The following is a 15,246-nucleotide window of genomic DNA, read 5'->3' as shown; positions in this document are numbered from 1 at the left end:
AAAGTCTTTTGTTCTGACGCGTTTCCAACGCCGAACCGGCGCCCACTTCGGCTGGAAATGCTAACAGGCTTCGACCTGCTCCGTCGTCAATTTGACTTTGACCGGACGGTTGAGCAATTCCATGAGAACGATGACGCGGTCGCGCTCGTCCATGTCGATGACCGTCGCGACGAAGTCCCGGAACGCCCCTCCGGCGATGCGCACCTGCTGGCCGATCTCGAAAGGTCGCGTCGGCTTGGCGATGACGCCGTCGATCTCTCTCATTCTGAGATCATCGACGAAATCTTGCGGAAGAATGCTCGGATGATCGCCGGAGCGCACCAGAGCTCTCACGCCATAGGTCGAGCAGACCGGCCCCCAGCGCGTATCGGGGGCGATCTCGATGAAAACATATCCCGGAAACAGCGGACGCGAGACCTCCTGCGTGCGACGCGCATGGCGGACGCGCTTGAGCGCTAAGGGGCAATAGACCTGGAATTGCTGACGCATCAGATTTTCGACAGCGAGGCGTTCTTGATGGGGCTGCGTGTTCACGACGCCCCATCCATGCTGGCGCAGCATAGGCGCGGTCTCGACGACATTGTCTCTATCTCGGTCTCTATCTCGGAACGACACCATGTTGGACCTCGATGGCTTCGGCGATCCGGCCGCGCCGGATCACGCTCCGGAGCGGATCGTCCGCGCCAGATGAAATGAGGCGACTGAAATTCGAAGACCCGAGAGACGACCTCGCTCGCCGCATGGCGAGACGTCGCTTCGATGCGCGCGAGATTATCTCAGGAACTCGTTGCGACGAGCGGCGGCTCTATGGCTGAACTGGTCATGATCAATCCGCTTTCTGTTCAGGCAATGCGGCGATCATATACAGCCGTGTCCCGCGTGGCAAATTGTGGACGCCTGTGGACAACGGCGTGAGTCGAGCGGCGAAGCCCGTCACGCCCGCTCGATGAAGCTCTCGAGCACCATCTTCCGTCCGGCCTTGTCGAAATCGACCTGCAGCTTATTGCCGTCGACATTGACGACGGCGCCGGGCCCGAACTTCTGGTGAAACACGCGCGCGCCGATCGCAAAGCGCGCGGTCGCTGACGACTTCGCCAGCACTTCCCCTTCGATCGTCGGCGGCGCGCGGCGCCCGGGCTTGCTCGTCCCGGTCTGGCGGGCCGTGGTCTCGCGCGCCATCTGCGCGCGCTTCCAACCCGGCGTCGAATAGCTCGAGCCATAGCTGTCCATATTGGCGAAGCGCGACACGCCATAGGAGCCGTACTGCGAGCCGCCGGAGGCCTCCGTGACCTCGACATTGTCCGCCGGCAGATCGTCGAGGAAGCGCGAGGGCAGCGTCGTCTGCCACAGTCCGTGAATGCGTCGATTGGTGGCGAAGAAAATCCTCAGCCGCCGCTTCGCGCGCGTGATGCCCACATAGGCGAGGCGGCGCTCCTCCTCCAATCCCGCGCGGCCGCTGTCATCCAGCGAGCGCTGATGCGGGAACAGCCCCTCTTCCCAGCCGGGCAGATAGACCGTCTCGAATTCGAGACCCTTGGCGCCATGCAGAGTCATGATCGACACGCGCTGCTGACCGGCGGCCTCGTCGGTCTCCATCACCAGCGACACATGCTCGAGGAAGCCCGCGAGATCGGGGAACTGCTCCATCGCGCGCACCAGCTCTTTCAAATTCTCGAGCCGGCCGGCGGCTTCCGGCGTCTTGTCGTCGCGCCACATCTGCGTGTAGCCGGACTCGTCCAGCACCATTTCGGCGAGCTCGTTCTGCGGCGTCGTCTCGATGAGATTGCGCCAGCGGTCGAAATCCGCGATGAGCGCACGCAGCGTCGCGCGGGGCTTGGGCTTCAGCTCCTCCGTCTCGACGATGACCCGCGCCGCCTGCATCAGCGGCGCATTCTCGCGGCGCGAATATTCGTGCAGCACCTGCAGCGTGGCGTCGCCGAGCCCACGCTTGGGCGTGTTGACGATGCGCTCGAAGGCGAGATCGTCGAAAGGCTGCGCGACGCAGCGCAGATAGGCGAGCGCGTCGCGTATCTCCAGCCGCTCATAGAAGCGCGGGCCGCCGATCACGCGATAGGGCAGGCCGAGCGTGATGAAGCGCTCCTCGAACTCGCGCATCTGGAAAGACGCGCGCACGAGAATGGCGATCTCGTCGAGATTATGCCCCTTGCGCTGCAATTGCTCGATATCTTCGCCGATCGCGCGCGCTTCCTCCTCGCTGTCCCACACGCCGGTGACGCTGGGCTTGTCGCCATCGGCGCCTTCGGTGAACAGCGTCTTGCCGAGCCGCCCCTCATTGCGCGCGATGAGATGCGAGGCCGCCGCGAGAATATGCCCCGTAGAGCGATAATTGCGCTCGAGCCGCACGATTTTCGCGCCGGGAAAATCCTTCTCGAAGCGCAGAATATTCTCGACCTCGGCGCCGCGCCAACCATAGACGCTCTGATCGTCGTCGCCGACGCAGCAGACATTGTGCCGCCCCTGCGCGATGAGGCGCAGCCAGAGATATTGCGCGGTGTTGGTGTCCTGATATTCGTCGACGAGAATATATTTGAAACGCTGCCGATATTCGTCGAGCACATCGGCGTTCTCGCGAAAGAGCCGCAAAGTCTCGAGCAGGAGATCGCCGAAATCGACGGCGTTCAAAACCTTCAAGCGCTCCTGATAGAGCGAATAGAGCTTCTTGCCCTTGCCGTCCGCATAGCTCTGCGCCTCGCCCGCGGGAACCTGCTCCGGCGAGAGGCCGCGGTTCTTCCAGGCGTCGATCTGATGCGCGAGACCGCGCGGCGGCCAACGCTTGTCGTCGATATTCTCGGCCTGCAGCACCTGCTTCAGCAAGCGGATCTGATCGTCGGTGTCGAGAATGGTGAAATTCGACTTCAGCCCGACCAGCTCGGCGTGGCGGCGCAGGATTTTCGCGCTGATCGCGTGAAAGGTTCCGAGCCATTGCAGCGCCTCGGCGCCGGGGCCGGCCAGCATCTCGACGCGCTCGCGCATTTCGCGCGCGGCCTTGTTGGTGAAGGTGACGGCGAGGATTTCCCATGGCCGCGCCCGCCCGCTGGCGAGAATATGCGCGATGCGCGTCGTCAGCACGCGCGTCTTGCCGGTGCCGGCGCCGGCGAGCACCAGCAGCGGTCCGTCGATTGTCTCGACGGCGGCGCGCTGCTCGGGATTGAGCGCCTCCAGAAAGCGCCCGCGTCCGACGAGCGCCGCGGCGCGCGCCGCGACGCCGCCCTCGAGCGGCGTGAAATCTTCCGGCGACGCAGGACGTGACAAGGCGGCGGGTCTCCTTCGACGCTCAGGATACAGGAGAACGGAAGGCGAATCATTGTCCGATTCGCGATTTGCCCCCAATGTGGAGACCGCGGGGCCGCCTGTCACCTCGGAAAAGCCGGGGACGGCGGCCGACGCTCCTTTCCGAGGGAGTGGAAAGCCGCCTTTCGAAGGAGAAACGCCCATGCCCGCATCGCCTCTCCTGTTCCGCTCGCGCCATAGCGCCGCTGTGATTTTCGGCCTTCTCGGGGCCTTTGCCGCTCCGGCTGCGGCCGCGCCGCTCTGCGCGGCGGGGGCGAATTCGACGCCACGCGCGGCGCCGGCGACGCTCGCGCCGGCGATCCGCCGCGCTTTCGGCCTCTCGGGCGCTATCGGCGCCGCCTATTACCGCTGCTCGGGCGGCCGGACGCTCGCCTGCGTCGTCGGCGCGAATATCCCCTGCTTCAAGGCGAACAAGGCTGACGTGCCCCCGAAGTTTCATCCAGCGGCGAGTTGAGTCCCGGCGGTAGATACGCCCGCGGGCGTAGGGTGAGCAACAGGCGATCGGCGGAGCTGGTCCGGGTTGCGCAGCCGATCGCCTGTTGCGGTGAGCGCGGCCGCATAGTCCGCCGGCGTCGCATAGCCGAGGGAAGAGTGCGGGCGCCGGTGGTTATAATCGTGAATCCAAGAGCGGATCTTCTCTCTCGCGTGGTCGAGCCCGAAGAACAGCGTCTCGTTGAGCAGCTCGTCCCGCATGCGGCCGTTGAAGCTCTCACAGAAGCCGTTCTGCATCGGCTGCCCGGCATGATGAAATGCCACTCCACCTTGTTCTCCTCCGACCAGGGCAGGACGGCGTTCGAGGTGAACTCCGTCCCATTGTCGGAAACGATCATGCCGGGCTTGCCGCGCCTTTCGATCAGCGCGGACAGCTCGCGCGCCACCCGCTTGCCGGAGATCGACGTGTCCGGGATCGCCGCCAGGCATTCGCGCGTTACGTCGTCGACGATGTTGAGGATGCGGAATCGTCGGCCGCTGGCGAACTGGTCGTGCACGAAGTCGAGAGACCATCGGGCATTCGGCTTCGCCTCGACGAGAATCGGCGCCCGTGTTCCCACGGCGCGGCGGCGCGCGCGGCGCTTCCTCACCGTCAGCCCTTCCTCGCGGTAGAGCCGATAGATGCGGTTCTTGCCCGAACGCTCGCCCTGCTGCCGGAGCAAGACGAACAGTCGCCGGTAGCCGAAGCGCCGACGCGCGTTGGCGAGATCGCGCAGCTCGGCTCGAAGCTCGGCGTCGGCCGGGCGCGTCGACGTGTAGCGCGCCGTCTTGCGATCGATGGCGACAATCCGGCAGGCCCGACGTTCCGACAGGCCCATGACGGCCCGAAGGTGCGCGACGGCTTCGCGCTCGAGCCGGGCCCTACCATTTTTTTGACAAGAGCTCCCGAAGCGCCGCCGCGTCGAGCATCTGATCGGCCAAGAGTTTCTTCAGACGGGCATTTTCCTCCTCCAGCGCCTTCAGCCGCTTGGCCTCGGAAACGTCCATCCCGCCGAATTTGGCCTTCCAATTGTAGAGCGTCGTCTCCGAAACCGCGTATTTGCGAGCGAGGTCCGCCGCCTTCGCGCCGGCTTCCTGCTCCCGCAAAATCCCGATGATCTGCTCTTCCGTGAACCGTTTCTTCTTCATCGTGTCCGTCCTGCAATCGGTCGGACTCTAATCGATGCTGGTGGGATTTTTCAGGGGCACGTCACCAGTCGTCGCCGCCGAAGGCTGCTCCGACGACGAGGGTGAAACAAGTCTACGTCGACGCAGAAGCGCGCTCCGTCTGCTTACGGAAATTGGCGTCGGAAGCAGAAAACTGGCCAGCTTTGCGTCATCTGATGCGACATAGAGATGTGGAAACGGCAATTTTGGCGTGCCGGATCGGGCTGTCTCGCGGGCCGGATCGGGAAGGGAACGAGGCGTTCCGCTATTTGAATGACCTGTTACCTCGCGCCGATTGGTTACTGCGCGATGACACAAGACGGCGCATGGCGGCATATTCCGGCGCCAGCCGCATGAACGTCCTGGATGGGCCGGGAAGAAAGCGGCCGCTACGAGGAGGCGGACAACAAGAACAATCGACCGCGGCCAAAACACCTCTCAGTTCAGCGCCGAAAAGTTGAAAGAAATATCCTACCGCTTCTCTCAGGCCGCCGCTAATACCGCACCAATTCCAGCGAGAACTGTGGTCTATCTGGTCGGGGGGATCGGCAGTAACGGGCCTCCGCTACCACGAACAGATATTATAACGTGATTTCAAATAGTTGGTGATTTGCAGCCCCGCCGATTACGCGCCGTGCTGCTACGAAGCCGCTACCATCGGTGGCATGTGGCCTCGCTGTGCCTCTTGAATTCGTCGTTACGACGGATATTGGCATTCACTGGGCCTCAAAATCTCGACCAAGTTTTATCTGCCGCATCCATTTGATCACGAATGATTGGTCGCGGCCGATTGCTGTCGCTACAGCAGCACGACGAAGTGCGGATTTCGCGCGACGATCGCCGCGTGCTACGCGAACGCGAGCTGGAGACGCATATCTTGCGTTTCGAGATCGTCGATCGGCTCGTGCGCGAAAGGAACGATTTTGTGTTCAAGCCCGTGCATGGCTTCGCCGGGCGCGGCCTTCTCGACAGCGGCTCGGTTGGGTGCGCACGTCTATGGCGTCTCGTGAACCATGGCTCGGTCTATGTTGCGCAGAGGCGAGTTCCGAAATCGACGCTCGACGTGAGAGAGGCGACCCCTTCGATCGATGTCAGGCTCTGGGCCTATCGGGGAGCGATCACGCTGGTTTCGCGCCGTCGCGTCGCGCAGACCCGGATCGCATGGGCGGCTGGCTGACCTTGTGCGCCCATCGATATTCGCCGGCGCCGCTCGCGGCCGGCTGAAGGAGGCGGGTGTCACTTCGATCGCACGCCGAGTAGCAAGCCGCAGTCCGCCGCGGAGTTTTCGCTCGATCCCACGACGACGGAGGGGTTCGACGCGAGCGCCAGCGCACGGAGACGATAGCGATCGCACTACGGGTTTGCCGCCGCCGATCTCGATAGTCACGTGGAACCACGCCCGCTGTCGCGCATGGCGCCTTTCATTGACGGTCGGAGCTGTGCCCCAACGCCCAAACATAAGCGGCGACCGCCTCGATGTTCTCTTTCGAGAGCTCGACGCCTCCGAGCGGAGGCATGGCGCCCGTATGCTGCTTCGGTTCGGCTACGCCCTCCTCGATCGTCTTAGTGAGTCCGGAGAGGCTGCCGTCCGACCAGAGCCAAGAACCCGTATTCAACGCCGCGCCGACCGGCGTCCCCACACCATCCGCGCCATGGCAGCCGGCGCATGTCGCGCCTCCCGCCTCCCCCTGGAAGACTTTTTTGCCCAGCGCGACTTTCGCCGCACTCGAGCCGTGCGGGACGGGGAGCGCGGCCACAGCTCCGGCATCGGGATGCACGCCCTCGGGCGGCGCAGCCCCAGGCGATGCGGCCGCCTGCGCGCGGATCGCCGGCGCAGCTTCGAGCGGAGCATTTCTCTCGCCGGCATAGGTCACGCGCCAGATGCGTCCGGCTTGATCGTCGGAGATGAAGAGCGAGCCGTCGGGGGCGACGGCGAGGCCGCTCGGCCGATGCGCAGCGCGCCCCGGCTCTTTGTAGCGTCCAGCGAACCCGTCGGCGAAGATGGTGTAATCGCCCGCCGGCTTGCCGTCGGCGAGCGGCTGGAACACCACATTGTAGCCGCCCTGCGGTCCGGGCGCGCGATTCCACGAGCCGTGGAAGGCGATGAAGGCACCGCCCGAATAGGCTTCGGGGAAGAGCGAGCCGCGATAGATTTTCAGATCGTTCGGCGCCCAATGCGCAGGGTAATGGGCGATCGGAGCCTCCGCTTTCTCGCATACGCCGATCTTCTCGCCGTCGCCGCCATATTCCGGCGCGAGAACGAGTCTCTTGCGACGAGGATCGAAATAGCAATTCGGCCAGCCGTACCAGGCGCCGCCCTTCGCCACCATCATCTGTTCGGACGGGAGCTCGAAACCCAGCTGCGCGGTGAAGAGCTCGGGCCAATCCTCATGCAATTGGTCACGGCCATGCTGGGTGACGATGAGGCGCCCGGCGGAGTCGAGATCGAGGCCCTCGGTGTTGCGGCTGCCAGAGAAATAGCGCTCTTTCGGCGAGAAAATCTGCCCGAGCTCATTGGCGTCATAGCGCCAGACGCCGGCGCGAGTCTCCAGCTCCGTGCAGGGATCATTGCCCGGCGAATGCGGCATGCGGTTCTTCACCTCGCAATCATTAGTCGCCGATCCCATGGAGACGAAGAGATCGCCCTTTGCGTCGATGGCGAAAGGATGCATCGGGTGATCGCCGGTGATCGGCATTCCGGAGAGGACGACCTCCGCCCGCGCGTCGGCGCCCGGCGGCCCGGAGGCGATTTCGTAGCGCACGATCTTGTCGTTGGCCTCGGCGTAGATCCAGTTCTTGTAGCGCCAAATTCCCGTCCCGCCATGCGCGCCCTCGGCGAAGCTCGGCCCGAAGCGAACTCGAACATCGGCCTTGCCAGTCCCTTTCGTATCTTTCAGCGCTACGAGAAAACCGCCGTCATGCGGCTTGTCGTTGGCGTAATAGACTCCGCTCCAGCTGTTGACATAAAGCGTGCCGTCGAGCCCGAGCGCCATCTGGCGCGCATGTCCGATACGGTCGGCGAATACAGTGGCGCAGAAGCCTTTCGGCAGAGAGAGGCCGGCGTCCTCGGCGCAGCGGGCTGTCGCTTCCTCGGCCCGAGCGGGCGCGAAAGCGACGCAGGACGAAACGACGCCCGCAGCCAGAGCGAAAGCGCATCGACGGGAGAAAATCGCCAAATTCATCGCATTCTCCTCGAAGTGGACGGTCGCGGCGCAGGGATCGATCATTCTCCGATCGGCGCCGGTATGATCTTGAACGGAAGCTTTGGCGGGCCTTTCTCTTTCCGATCGAAGAGATGCGAGAGCTGGCCTTCCGTCACCCAGGCGACGCCGTCGATGGTCGCGACGGACGTCGGCTCGTCGAGTCCGCTCTCGATGGTTTCGATCTCTGCCACATCTCCCGATATCGTTACGCGGTCGAGCGAGCCGACGCCCTCGACCAGGAGGAAAGCGTTCCCGGAAAGACGCCGCAGGGCGTCCGGCAGGCGGATCGGACGTGAGGTCGTCAATTTGACGACGGCGCCCGCCTTGCCGCGCTCGATCGCCACGCGGAAGAGCTCGCCGCCGTCGTAGGTGTCGACATAGAGATTGCCGTCGCCGCCGATGGCGACGCCGTCGAGGCCGACGCCGTTCGGCGGCTGAAACCGTGCGTCCTCGGCGAAGACTTCCAGAGCCTCGGCTCCGTGGCGAAGGCGCAGAATCTGTGGGGCGAGCGAGTTGGTGACATAGATCGCGCCGTCGTCGGCGACGGCGATGTCGTTGCAGAGCGTCGCTCGGCCCGGGAGAGGGTAGCTCGCCTTGCCGTGGCCGGTCGCGAGGTCGAAAGCTTTCAGATGGCCGCCCGGGACCGTGCTCGGTCCGGCGACGCCAGACCCCGAGGCGTCGTTTGAGCAGACCCAGAGCGTGCTCGTCTTTGCGTCGGCGTGGACGCCGAAGGTCGAGCGGGAGCCGAAGGCCCCCGGAGCGATCCATGCCTCGGCGCGGCCGGCGCCCGGCGCGACGCGCTGGACGCCGCCGGACGCGGCGCTGCCGACATAGAGCGCGCCGTCGGGCCCTGCGGTGACGCTTTCGGGGTAAGCCGCGGCCCCTCCGATCTCGATAGCCGCCGGGGCGGCCGAGGCGCAAGCGTTCGCGGCGACGACTGCGACGATCACGAGGCATGCGCGGACGGCGGAAGGAAGCTTCATCGGCGGCGATCCCTCTCGGTAGACGGTAATTCGAAAGCGGCGGCTCGGGACGAATCCCGGGGGAGACATGGGATAAATGACGCGCGGAGCGATGGAGCAAAGCTCCCCCGTTTCGCGACTGGAGACGATTGCGCTCTATGCCTCCGACCTGTGACGGTTTAGTAGCAACACCCGCTACAGTGACGCTGCGCGAGGCAGCGATGACGAGTTCAACGAGCGGCGCGTTCTACAAATCAGGTGTTCGATGACGTCGACAATCGAGCTGCTCGTCCTATTGCTGGCCGTCGTCGCGGCGATCGCCATCCTCGCCAACCGACTCGAGATACCCTCGTCCATTGTTCTGGTCGCCGCCGGCGTGCTGTTGGCGCTCATGCCGGGGCTGCCCGCCGTCGAGCTGGCGCCCGAGGTCGTCCTCCTGCTCGTTCTGCCGCCTGTCATCTACACCGCCTCCTTCAACATGAGCTGGCGCGAGTTCCGGTTCAACCTGCGCCCGATCGCTCTGCTCGCCGTCGGCGGCGTCCTGTTGACGACCGTCGCCGTCGCCGCCGCGGCGCATTGGCTGCTCGGTCTCGATTGGCCAGTCGGCTTCGTCCTGGGGGCGATCGTGTCTCCGCCGGACGCGATCGCGCCGCTCTCCATCGCGCGGCGATTGCAGCTGCCACGGCGGATACTCGTCATCTTGGAAGGAGAAGGCCTGGCGAACGACGCGACGGCATTAATTCTCTATCGCTTCGCCATCGCCACGGTCAGCCTCGGCGTTTTTTCGTTCGGCGAGGCCGCCGGGACATTCGTCGCGATCATCGCCGGCGAAATCTTATGGGGCGTCGGCGTCGGCTGGGCCACGCTGAGACTGAGACGGTGGGTGAATGAACCTCTGATCGAGATCTTGCTGTCGCTGTTGACGCCCTTTCTCGCCTTCTGGCCGCCCGAACATCTCGGCGGCTCGGGCGTGCTGGCGACCGTGACCGCCGGTCTCTACATCAGCTGGAACGGCCCTCGCCTCATCGGCCCGGCGACGCGATTGCAGGGCGTGTTCTTCTGGGAGTTCTTCACTTATGTGATCGAGGGCATGCTGTTTCTGGTCACGGGGTTGCAGGCGCGCGTCGTCATCGACCGCATCGGTGACTATCCCCCGTCCCGACTCGCGGCCGCTGTCGTCGTCATCACCATCGTGCTGATCGCAGCCCGTCTCCTCGGGATTTTCCCGGCGATATACGTCCCGAGATGGTTGTTTCCCTCCCTGCGGAGACGGGACCCTGCGCCGCCTTGGCAAGAGTCGCTCATGCTGGCGTTCACGGGCGTGCGCGGCGTCGTCTCGCTCGCAGCGGCGCTCGCCATTCCATTCGCGACCGCGGACGGACGGCCTTTCCCCTATCGCGACCTGATCCTTTTCCTGACATTCTCGGTCATCCTCCTGACGCTCATAGGGCAAGGCCTGATGCTGCCCTTCGTCATCCGAAAGCTCGGCCTCACCCATGCCGGACGCGCGGAGCGGGAAATCGACAGAGACGAGGAGCACAAGGCGCGGTCCGACGCCGTGCGCGCCGCAATTGCGAGGCTCGACGAGCTCGCCGTCGAGCGCGATCTTTCGGCGGAGATGATCGAAAAAGTCCGCGCTCAGCATCAGGACCGGCTGCGACACATAGAAGTCCGCAGAAATGGCGACGATGTTTCGAGACGGCTGGGCGAATTATGCGACGAGTTGGAGTTCCTCCTCATCGCGGCGGAACGAATGCGCGTAAATGAGCTTTTCCGCAGCGGTGAGTTGAAGGACGAGGCGCGGCGCCGCATCGAGCGGGAACTCGACATGCGCGAAGCGCATCTCGCTCACCACAGGCCGGGGCGCTGAAGTCTTCGCCGCCTTTCGGCGGCGTCAGAGGCCGATACGACGGCATCCGCGAATCGCCCGAGCCGGACTTCGCCGGGTCGGCCTCCGCTCGCAGACAGTCTATGGGTCGCGCGGCGCTGAACGCCGCGCGTTACGGCGCTACATGCGGGACGGGGCTGCAATCGGGAGAAGACCAATGCCGACGCTCCGGACCAGAGACGGAACCGAAATCTTCTACAAGGACTGGGGGAAGGGGCGGCCGATCGTCTTCTCCCACGGCTGGCCGCTGTCGGCCGACGCCTGGGACGGGCAGATGCTCTTCCTCGGAGCCCATGGCTTTCGGGTCATCGCGCACGACCGGCGAAGCCATGGCAGATCCGAGCAGAGCTGGGACGGCAACACCATGGAACAATATGCCGACGATTTCGCGGACGTGCTCGAGAAGCTCGATGTCGAGGGCGCCGTACTTGTCGGCCATTCGACGGGCGGGGGCGAGATCGCGCGCTACATCGGCAAATATGGCGTCGGGCGCATCGCCAAGGCGGTCCTTGTCAGCGCCGTTCCGCCGCTGATGCTGAAGACGCCGGCCAATCCGCTCGGAACCGAGATCGGCGTGTTCGATGGCATTCGTAAGGCCATCGCTGACAATCGCGCGCAGTTCTACAAGAACCTCACTCTGCCCTTCTTCGGCTATAACCGCCCCGGCGCCGCAGTCTCCGAAGGCGTTCGGGAATCATTTTGGCTCCAGGGCATGATGGGCGGCGTCAAAGGCCAATACGATTGCGTTCGCGAGTTCTCCGAAGTGGACTTCACCGCCGATCTCGAGAAGATGACCATGCCCACGCTGCTCGTGCAGGGCGACGACGATCAGATCGTGCCGATCGACGCAGCGAGCCGTCGCTCGGCCGAGATCGCCCCGAATGCGAGGCTCGAGGTCTATGCCGGAGCGCCGCACGGTCTTCCGATCACGCATCAGGATCGGCTCAACGCCGATCTGCTGGCGTTCATCCGGAGCTGAGACGACGGGCGCGCGACTCGACCGGTGCGGGCTCTGGCCCACTGTTTTCGGCGCCCGCTCATCGTCGCCATGCGAATTCGACTCCTATTTCGCAGGTCGCGCATTGCGGGCGAGGACGAGTTCTCGGAGGCGTGGGCGAAACGCTGAGGCGCTTGCGCGTGAGGCAGATTGTCGCCGATCTCGATCGATTGGCGCTCGTTCTCGCCCGCCAGACGCCGGCCTGGAAGCCAGGAGAGCGGCAGGCCTATCACGCCATCAGTCTCGGCTTTTATGAAGGCGAATTGTTGCGCCGGATCGATCCGCTCCGCCGCAGCCTCGGGCAATTCTTCCAGGACGAGATCGCCGCGCCGCTCGGGCTCGAACTGTATATTCGTTTGCCCGAGGCGATTCCGAATTCTCGGCTCGCCATCCTGGAAAGCCCGGGCCTTTTCGAGCGGCTCTTTGGTTTTCCGATCCGGCTGAGCTTGGCGACGCTCTATCCTCGGTCGAACGTCTACCGCGCGCTCGTCGCGAATCCAGGGGCGGCGACCTGCCTGGATGAGGAGCGCATTTATTCACGCGATCTCGAAGTTCCTTCGGGCGGAGGCGTTGGGACGGCGCGGGCGATCGCGCGCGCCTATGGCGCCTTCGCGACCGGAGGGAAAGAATTGCAGCTGCGCCCCGAGACCCTGCGGCTCCTGATGGCGCCGCCTATCGCGCCCGAGCGCGGCTTTTTCGACGAGTGCCTCATGGGCGAGATTTATTTCTCGCTCGGCTTCGCCAAGCCCGGCCCGACTGCGCCGTTCGGCCATCAGGGCTCCTTCGGACACCCGGGAGCGGGCGGCTCCTTTGGTTTCGCCGATCCGCGAGCCGGAATTGGATACGCCTATGTCACCAATCGCATGGGCGTGTCCTTGCCGTTCGATCCGCGAGATGCGGCGCTCAGAGCGGCAATGCCCTCGCTCGTCTGAATTCACGACCCTAATTTTCCTGTGCGGCGTCCCAGGTCCTTGCCTTGGGCTTCTCTTCTCGGAAGCCTCGCTTCGAGTTCGAAACCGACGCAATTTATTCGTCGCCACAGAAATCAAAAAGGACGCTTCGCGGCGTGGTTCAATAGAAATGTGTCGAGGCGAGATCGAAACCGAGCCGGTGGGTCGATCGATAGCGATCGAACCAAGCCCTCTCCATCTGCCCGCCGTTGAAATAGACCCTATCGTTCTGCGGGTCTCCCGCGGCGAGGCATAGGTCCTGTCTCGACGGAGCAATTCGATATGCGGCGCGCCATTTGTCGGAGAGCTCGGCGATGATGTCGTCACAGGATCGCGTCTCCGCCCAGCTCAACGTGTCGTCGTCGAGGCGAATATCTATCGCCACCTCTTGAGGCTCTGTCGGAGCGGCGCGAACCAGTTCGATCCATTCGCGCTCGCTTCGCCAGTTCGCGTGATCGGCGCGCAAGCTCTGGCTGATCCTTGTCGGAAGTGCGTCGAAATCACCTCGCGTCAGTCTTTCATGTTCGAGATGACGCGCGATTCCCGAATAGAACAGCGGCAGCGCCCAGCGTTGATGTCCGACGCCGACCATTTCGTCGAGGCCGTCGAACAGCTGCTCGAGGGATTGGAGCGAGTCGCGCAACAGAAGCACTCGCTGCTGAAGGTGAAATCCCATGTCTTTCGCGAGACGGAGCGTCTCGAGCTGAAAGCGGTAATTGCCCGGCATATGGTTCCAATAGTCGTGCTTCTCGTCGTGCCCGCTGAATGTCGCGGCGATCGTCTCGACGCCGAGCCGTCGGCGCTTTTCGAGCCAATGCCGCATTTCGTCGTCCGGTTTATGGGCGACGCCTCCGAGCAGAGCGATGGTCGAGGTCCAATTCTGCATTTCGTCGAGACGCCGAATGCCCTGCCAGGTTTCGTCATCATGGTCGTCGCTGTTACCGAACCATGGCCAGATTTCGAAGTCTGGGCGATGCCGGTCGCGCCAGGCGAGAAAGCGCTCGACCAATGCGGAATAGCGATCGAAGGAGACGCCCGAGGTCTTATAGGACCGCAATTGGCAATAGCGGCAATGGTGGAAGCAAGGCGTGGCGTTGGCGTGCAAGGTGACGCCGGTGACGATGATCTCGCGACCCATTTTATCGCCTCTCTTTCTCCGCCGTCCTTGCGAATCGCGCGCCATCGCGCGCATGCGCGTTTTCTTCGACGCTCAACGCCTCGTCGAGCGCCGCTTCGGACAATGTCACGCCGAACGTCTCTTCATACGCGCGCACGAACATCGCGCGCATGCGCGGCGCCGTCGCGTCCGGATAAAGAATTTCGGTCAACCATCTCAGCATCAGCGGCTCCTCGACGAGTCCCTCCATCCGCGCTCCGCCTCTCGGCTCCCGATAGACGCGCCGAGACTTGACGGCGGGAAGGCCGCGAAAGACGGGATCGGCGAGAAAGACGGCCACGGCGTCCTCGTCGATGAAATCGGACAGGATGACGACATCGGGCGCGAGCGCTATGAATTCCTCCTTCTGCGGAAAGCGCGCCGAGTCGACCACATTTGTCGCTCCGATCGTTTCGAAAAGGCTGGATATGCGAGTCCTCGAGTTCGCGAGTGTGAGCGGATCGAGCTGATAGACATAGGCGACGCGCGGAGGGGCGCCGGATCGCAGCGAAGAGCCGGCGAGATCGTCCATCTCCCGCCGATAGCGCCGCGCCAACGCCGCGAAACGTTCGCGCTGTCCCGACAGATCCGCCAGAAGCCGCCAAGTCCATTCCATATTCGCCTGCGCGCCTCCAGCCGGATCGGCGTCGATGGGCGCGAGAGGCGCGCCGATCGTGCGCAGTCGATCCGCCATCCAGCTCCACGAGAGCACGGCGTCGGCGCGTAGCGCCAACACGGACTCCGGATCGCCGGGGATGGCGCTTAGTCCCTGCGTCGGCGCGTGCGGAAGGCGGGCGGTGTCAGGAAAAACGAAGCGTAGGAGGCGCCGGGAGAGTTCGTTTCCACCCGTGTCCGCCGGAAGGCCGGCAATATGGTCGATCCCGTCGAGCGTCGCATAGATCCAAGCGACCGGAGCATAGATGACCGCGCGCTGCGCCGGCGCATCGATCGCGATCGGCCCGCCAAGAGGACCGGAAAACGTCCCTGTCGTCCGGCGCGGGATGACGCTCGGTTTCAGCATCGCACAGCTCAGGCATAAGAGCGCGACGAGAAAGAATGCCAACGAAGAGAAATCATGAAAACACTTCGCCTTCGTTCTCTCTTTTCTTTTGCGCCCTCGCCGTGACGATGTCATTTGTT

The 15,246-nt window shown here is 64.0% G+C and carries 11 protein-coding genes and 1 pseudogene; 5 read left to right on the top strand and 7 right to left on the bottom strand.

The window, feature by feature from the left end:
* Positions 1 to 60: 60 nt before the first annotated feature.
* Together nusG and AC6IY7_RS08980 are read right to left on the bottom strand one after the other, a co-directional pair.
* On the bottom strand, positions 61 to 561 hold the full coding sequence (nusG, locus tag AC6IY7_RS08985) for a transcription termination/antitermination protein NusG (RefSeq protein WP_497782703.1): 501 nt from the start codon (positions 559 to 561) through the stop codon (positions 61 to 63).
* Positions 562 to 933: 372 nt separating this feature from the next.
* Positions 934 to 3,273, bottom strand: a complete 2,340-nt coding sequence (locus tag AC6IY7_RS08980; RefSeq protein WP_497782702.1) for an ATP-dependent helicase — start codon at positions 3,271 to 3,273, stop codon at positions 934 to 936.
* Positions 3,274 to 3,454: 181 nt separating this feature from the next.
* Here AC6IY7_RS08980 and AC6IY7_RS08975 point away from each other — a divergent pair, with 181 nt between their 5' ends.
* Positions 3,455 to 3,766: a hypothetical protein gene (locus AC6IY7_RS08975; RefSeq protein WP_497782701.1), complete on the top strand. Its 312-nt coding sequence runs from the start codon at positions 3,455 to 3,457 to the stop codon at positions 3,764 to 3,766.
* Here the strand turns inward: AC6IY7_RS08975 and AC6IY7_RS08970 are convergent.
* Positions 3,748 to 4,932 (bottom strand): annotated as a pseudogene (locus tag AC6IY7_RS08970) (IS3 family transposase). The gene AC6IY7_RS08975 and the pseudogene AC6IY7_RS08970 sit on opposite strands and share 19 nt — an antisense overlap.
* Positions 4,933 to 5,794: 862 nt before the next feature.
* On the opposite strand from AC6IY7_RS08970, the gene AC6IY7_RS08965 reads away from it, so the two are divergent.
* On the top strand, positions 5,795 to 6,127 hold the full coding sequence (locus AC6IY7_RS08965) for a hypothetical protein (protein ID WP_497782700.1): 333 nt from the start codon (positions 5,795 to 5,797) through the stop codon (positions 6,125 to 6,127).
* A gap of 244 nt (positions 6,128 to 6,371) precedes the next feature.
* On the opposite strand, the gene AC6IY7_RS08960 is transcribed toward AC6IY7_RS08965, so the two are convergent.
* The gene (locus tag AC6IY7_RS08960) at positions 6,372 to 8,177 is read right to left on the bottom strand and encodes a PQQ-dependent sugar dehydrogenase (RefSeq protein WP_497782699.1); all 1,806 of its coding nucleotides are present in this window, start codon (positions 8,175 to 8,177) and stop codon (positions 6,372 to 6,374) included.
* Complete coding sequence (locus tag AC6IY7_RS08955; RefSeq protein ID WP_497782698.1) at positions 8,174 to 9,136, bottom strand: NHL repeat-containing protein; 963 nt, start codon at positions 9,134 to 9,136, stop codon at positions 8,174 to 8,176. Before AC6IY7_RS08955 ends, AC6IY7_RS08960 begins: the two co-directional genes overlap by 4 nt.
* A 244-nt stretch (positions 9,137 to 9,380) precedes the next feature.
* Between AC6IY7_RS08955 and AC6IY7_RS08950 the strand changes: the two genes are divergently transcribed.
* From AC6IY7_RS08950 to AC6IY7_RS08940, 3 genes are all read left to right on the top strand, one after another.
* Positions 9,381 to 10,985 carry a Na+/H+ antiporter gene (locus AC6IY7_RS08950; RefSeq protein WP_497782697.1) on the top strand — a complete coding sequence of 535 codons (1,605 nt, stop codon included), beginning with the start codon at positions 9,381 to 9,383 and terminating at the stop codon, positions 10,983 to 10,985.
* Between the two features lie 175 nt (positions 10,986 to 11,160).
* On the top strand, positions 11,161 to 11,982 hold the full coding sequence (locus AC6IY7_RS08945) for an alpha/beta fold hydrolase (protein ID WP_497782696.1): 822 nt from the start codon (positions 11,161 to 11,163) through the stop codon (positions 11,980 to 11,982).
* A 158-nt stretch (positions 11,983 to 12,140) separates the two neighbouring features.
* A complete protein-coding gene (locus AC6IY7_RS08940; protein ID WP_497782695.1) occupies positions 12,141 to 12,932 on the top strand; it encodes a serine hydrolase in 792 nt (263 codons plus the stop codon).
* 139 nt (positions 12,933 to 13,071) lie between these two features.
* On the opposite strand, the gene AC6IY7_RS08935 is transcribed toward AC6IY7_RS08940, so the two are convergent.
* Together AC6IY7_RS08935 and AC6IY7_RS08930 are read right to left on the bottom strand one after the other, a co-directional pair.
* Complete coding sequence (locus AC6IY7_RS08935) at positions 13,072 to 14,088, bottom strand: hypothetical protein (RefSeq protein WP_497782694.1); 1,017 nt, start codon at positions 14,086 to 14,088, stop codon at positions 13,072 to 13,074.
* 1 nt (position 14,089) lies between these two features.
* Positions 14,090 to 15,127 carry an ABC transporter substrate-binding protein gene (locus AC6IY7_RS08930; RefSeq protein ID WP_497782693.1) on the bottom strand — a complete coding sequence of 346 codons (1,038 nt, stop codon included), beginning with the start codon at positions 15,125 to 15,127 and terminating at the stop codon, positions 14,090 to 14,092.
* Positions 15,128 to 15,246: the final 119 nt, after the last annotated feature.

The organism is Methylosinus sp. is20ea, from assembly GCF_059718135.1.
The sequence above is the reverse complement of the archived record's forward strand: the minus strand, read 5'-3'. Positions and strand labels throughout refer to the sequence as shown.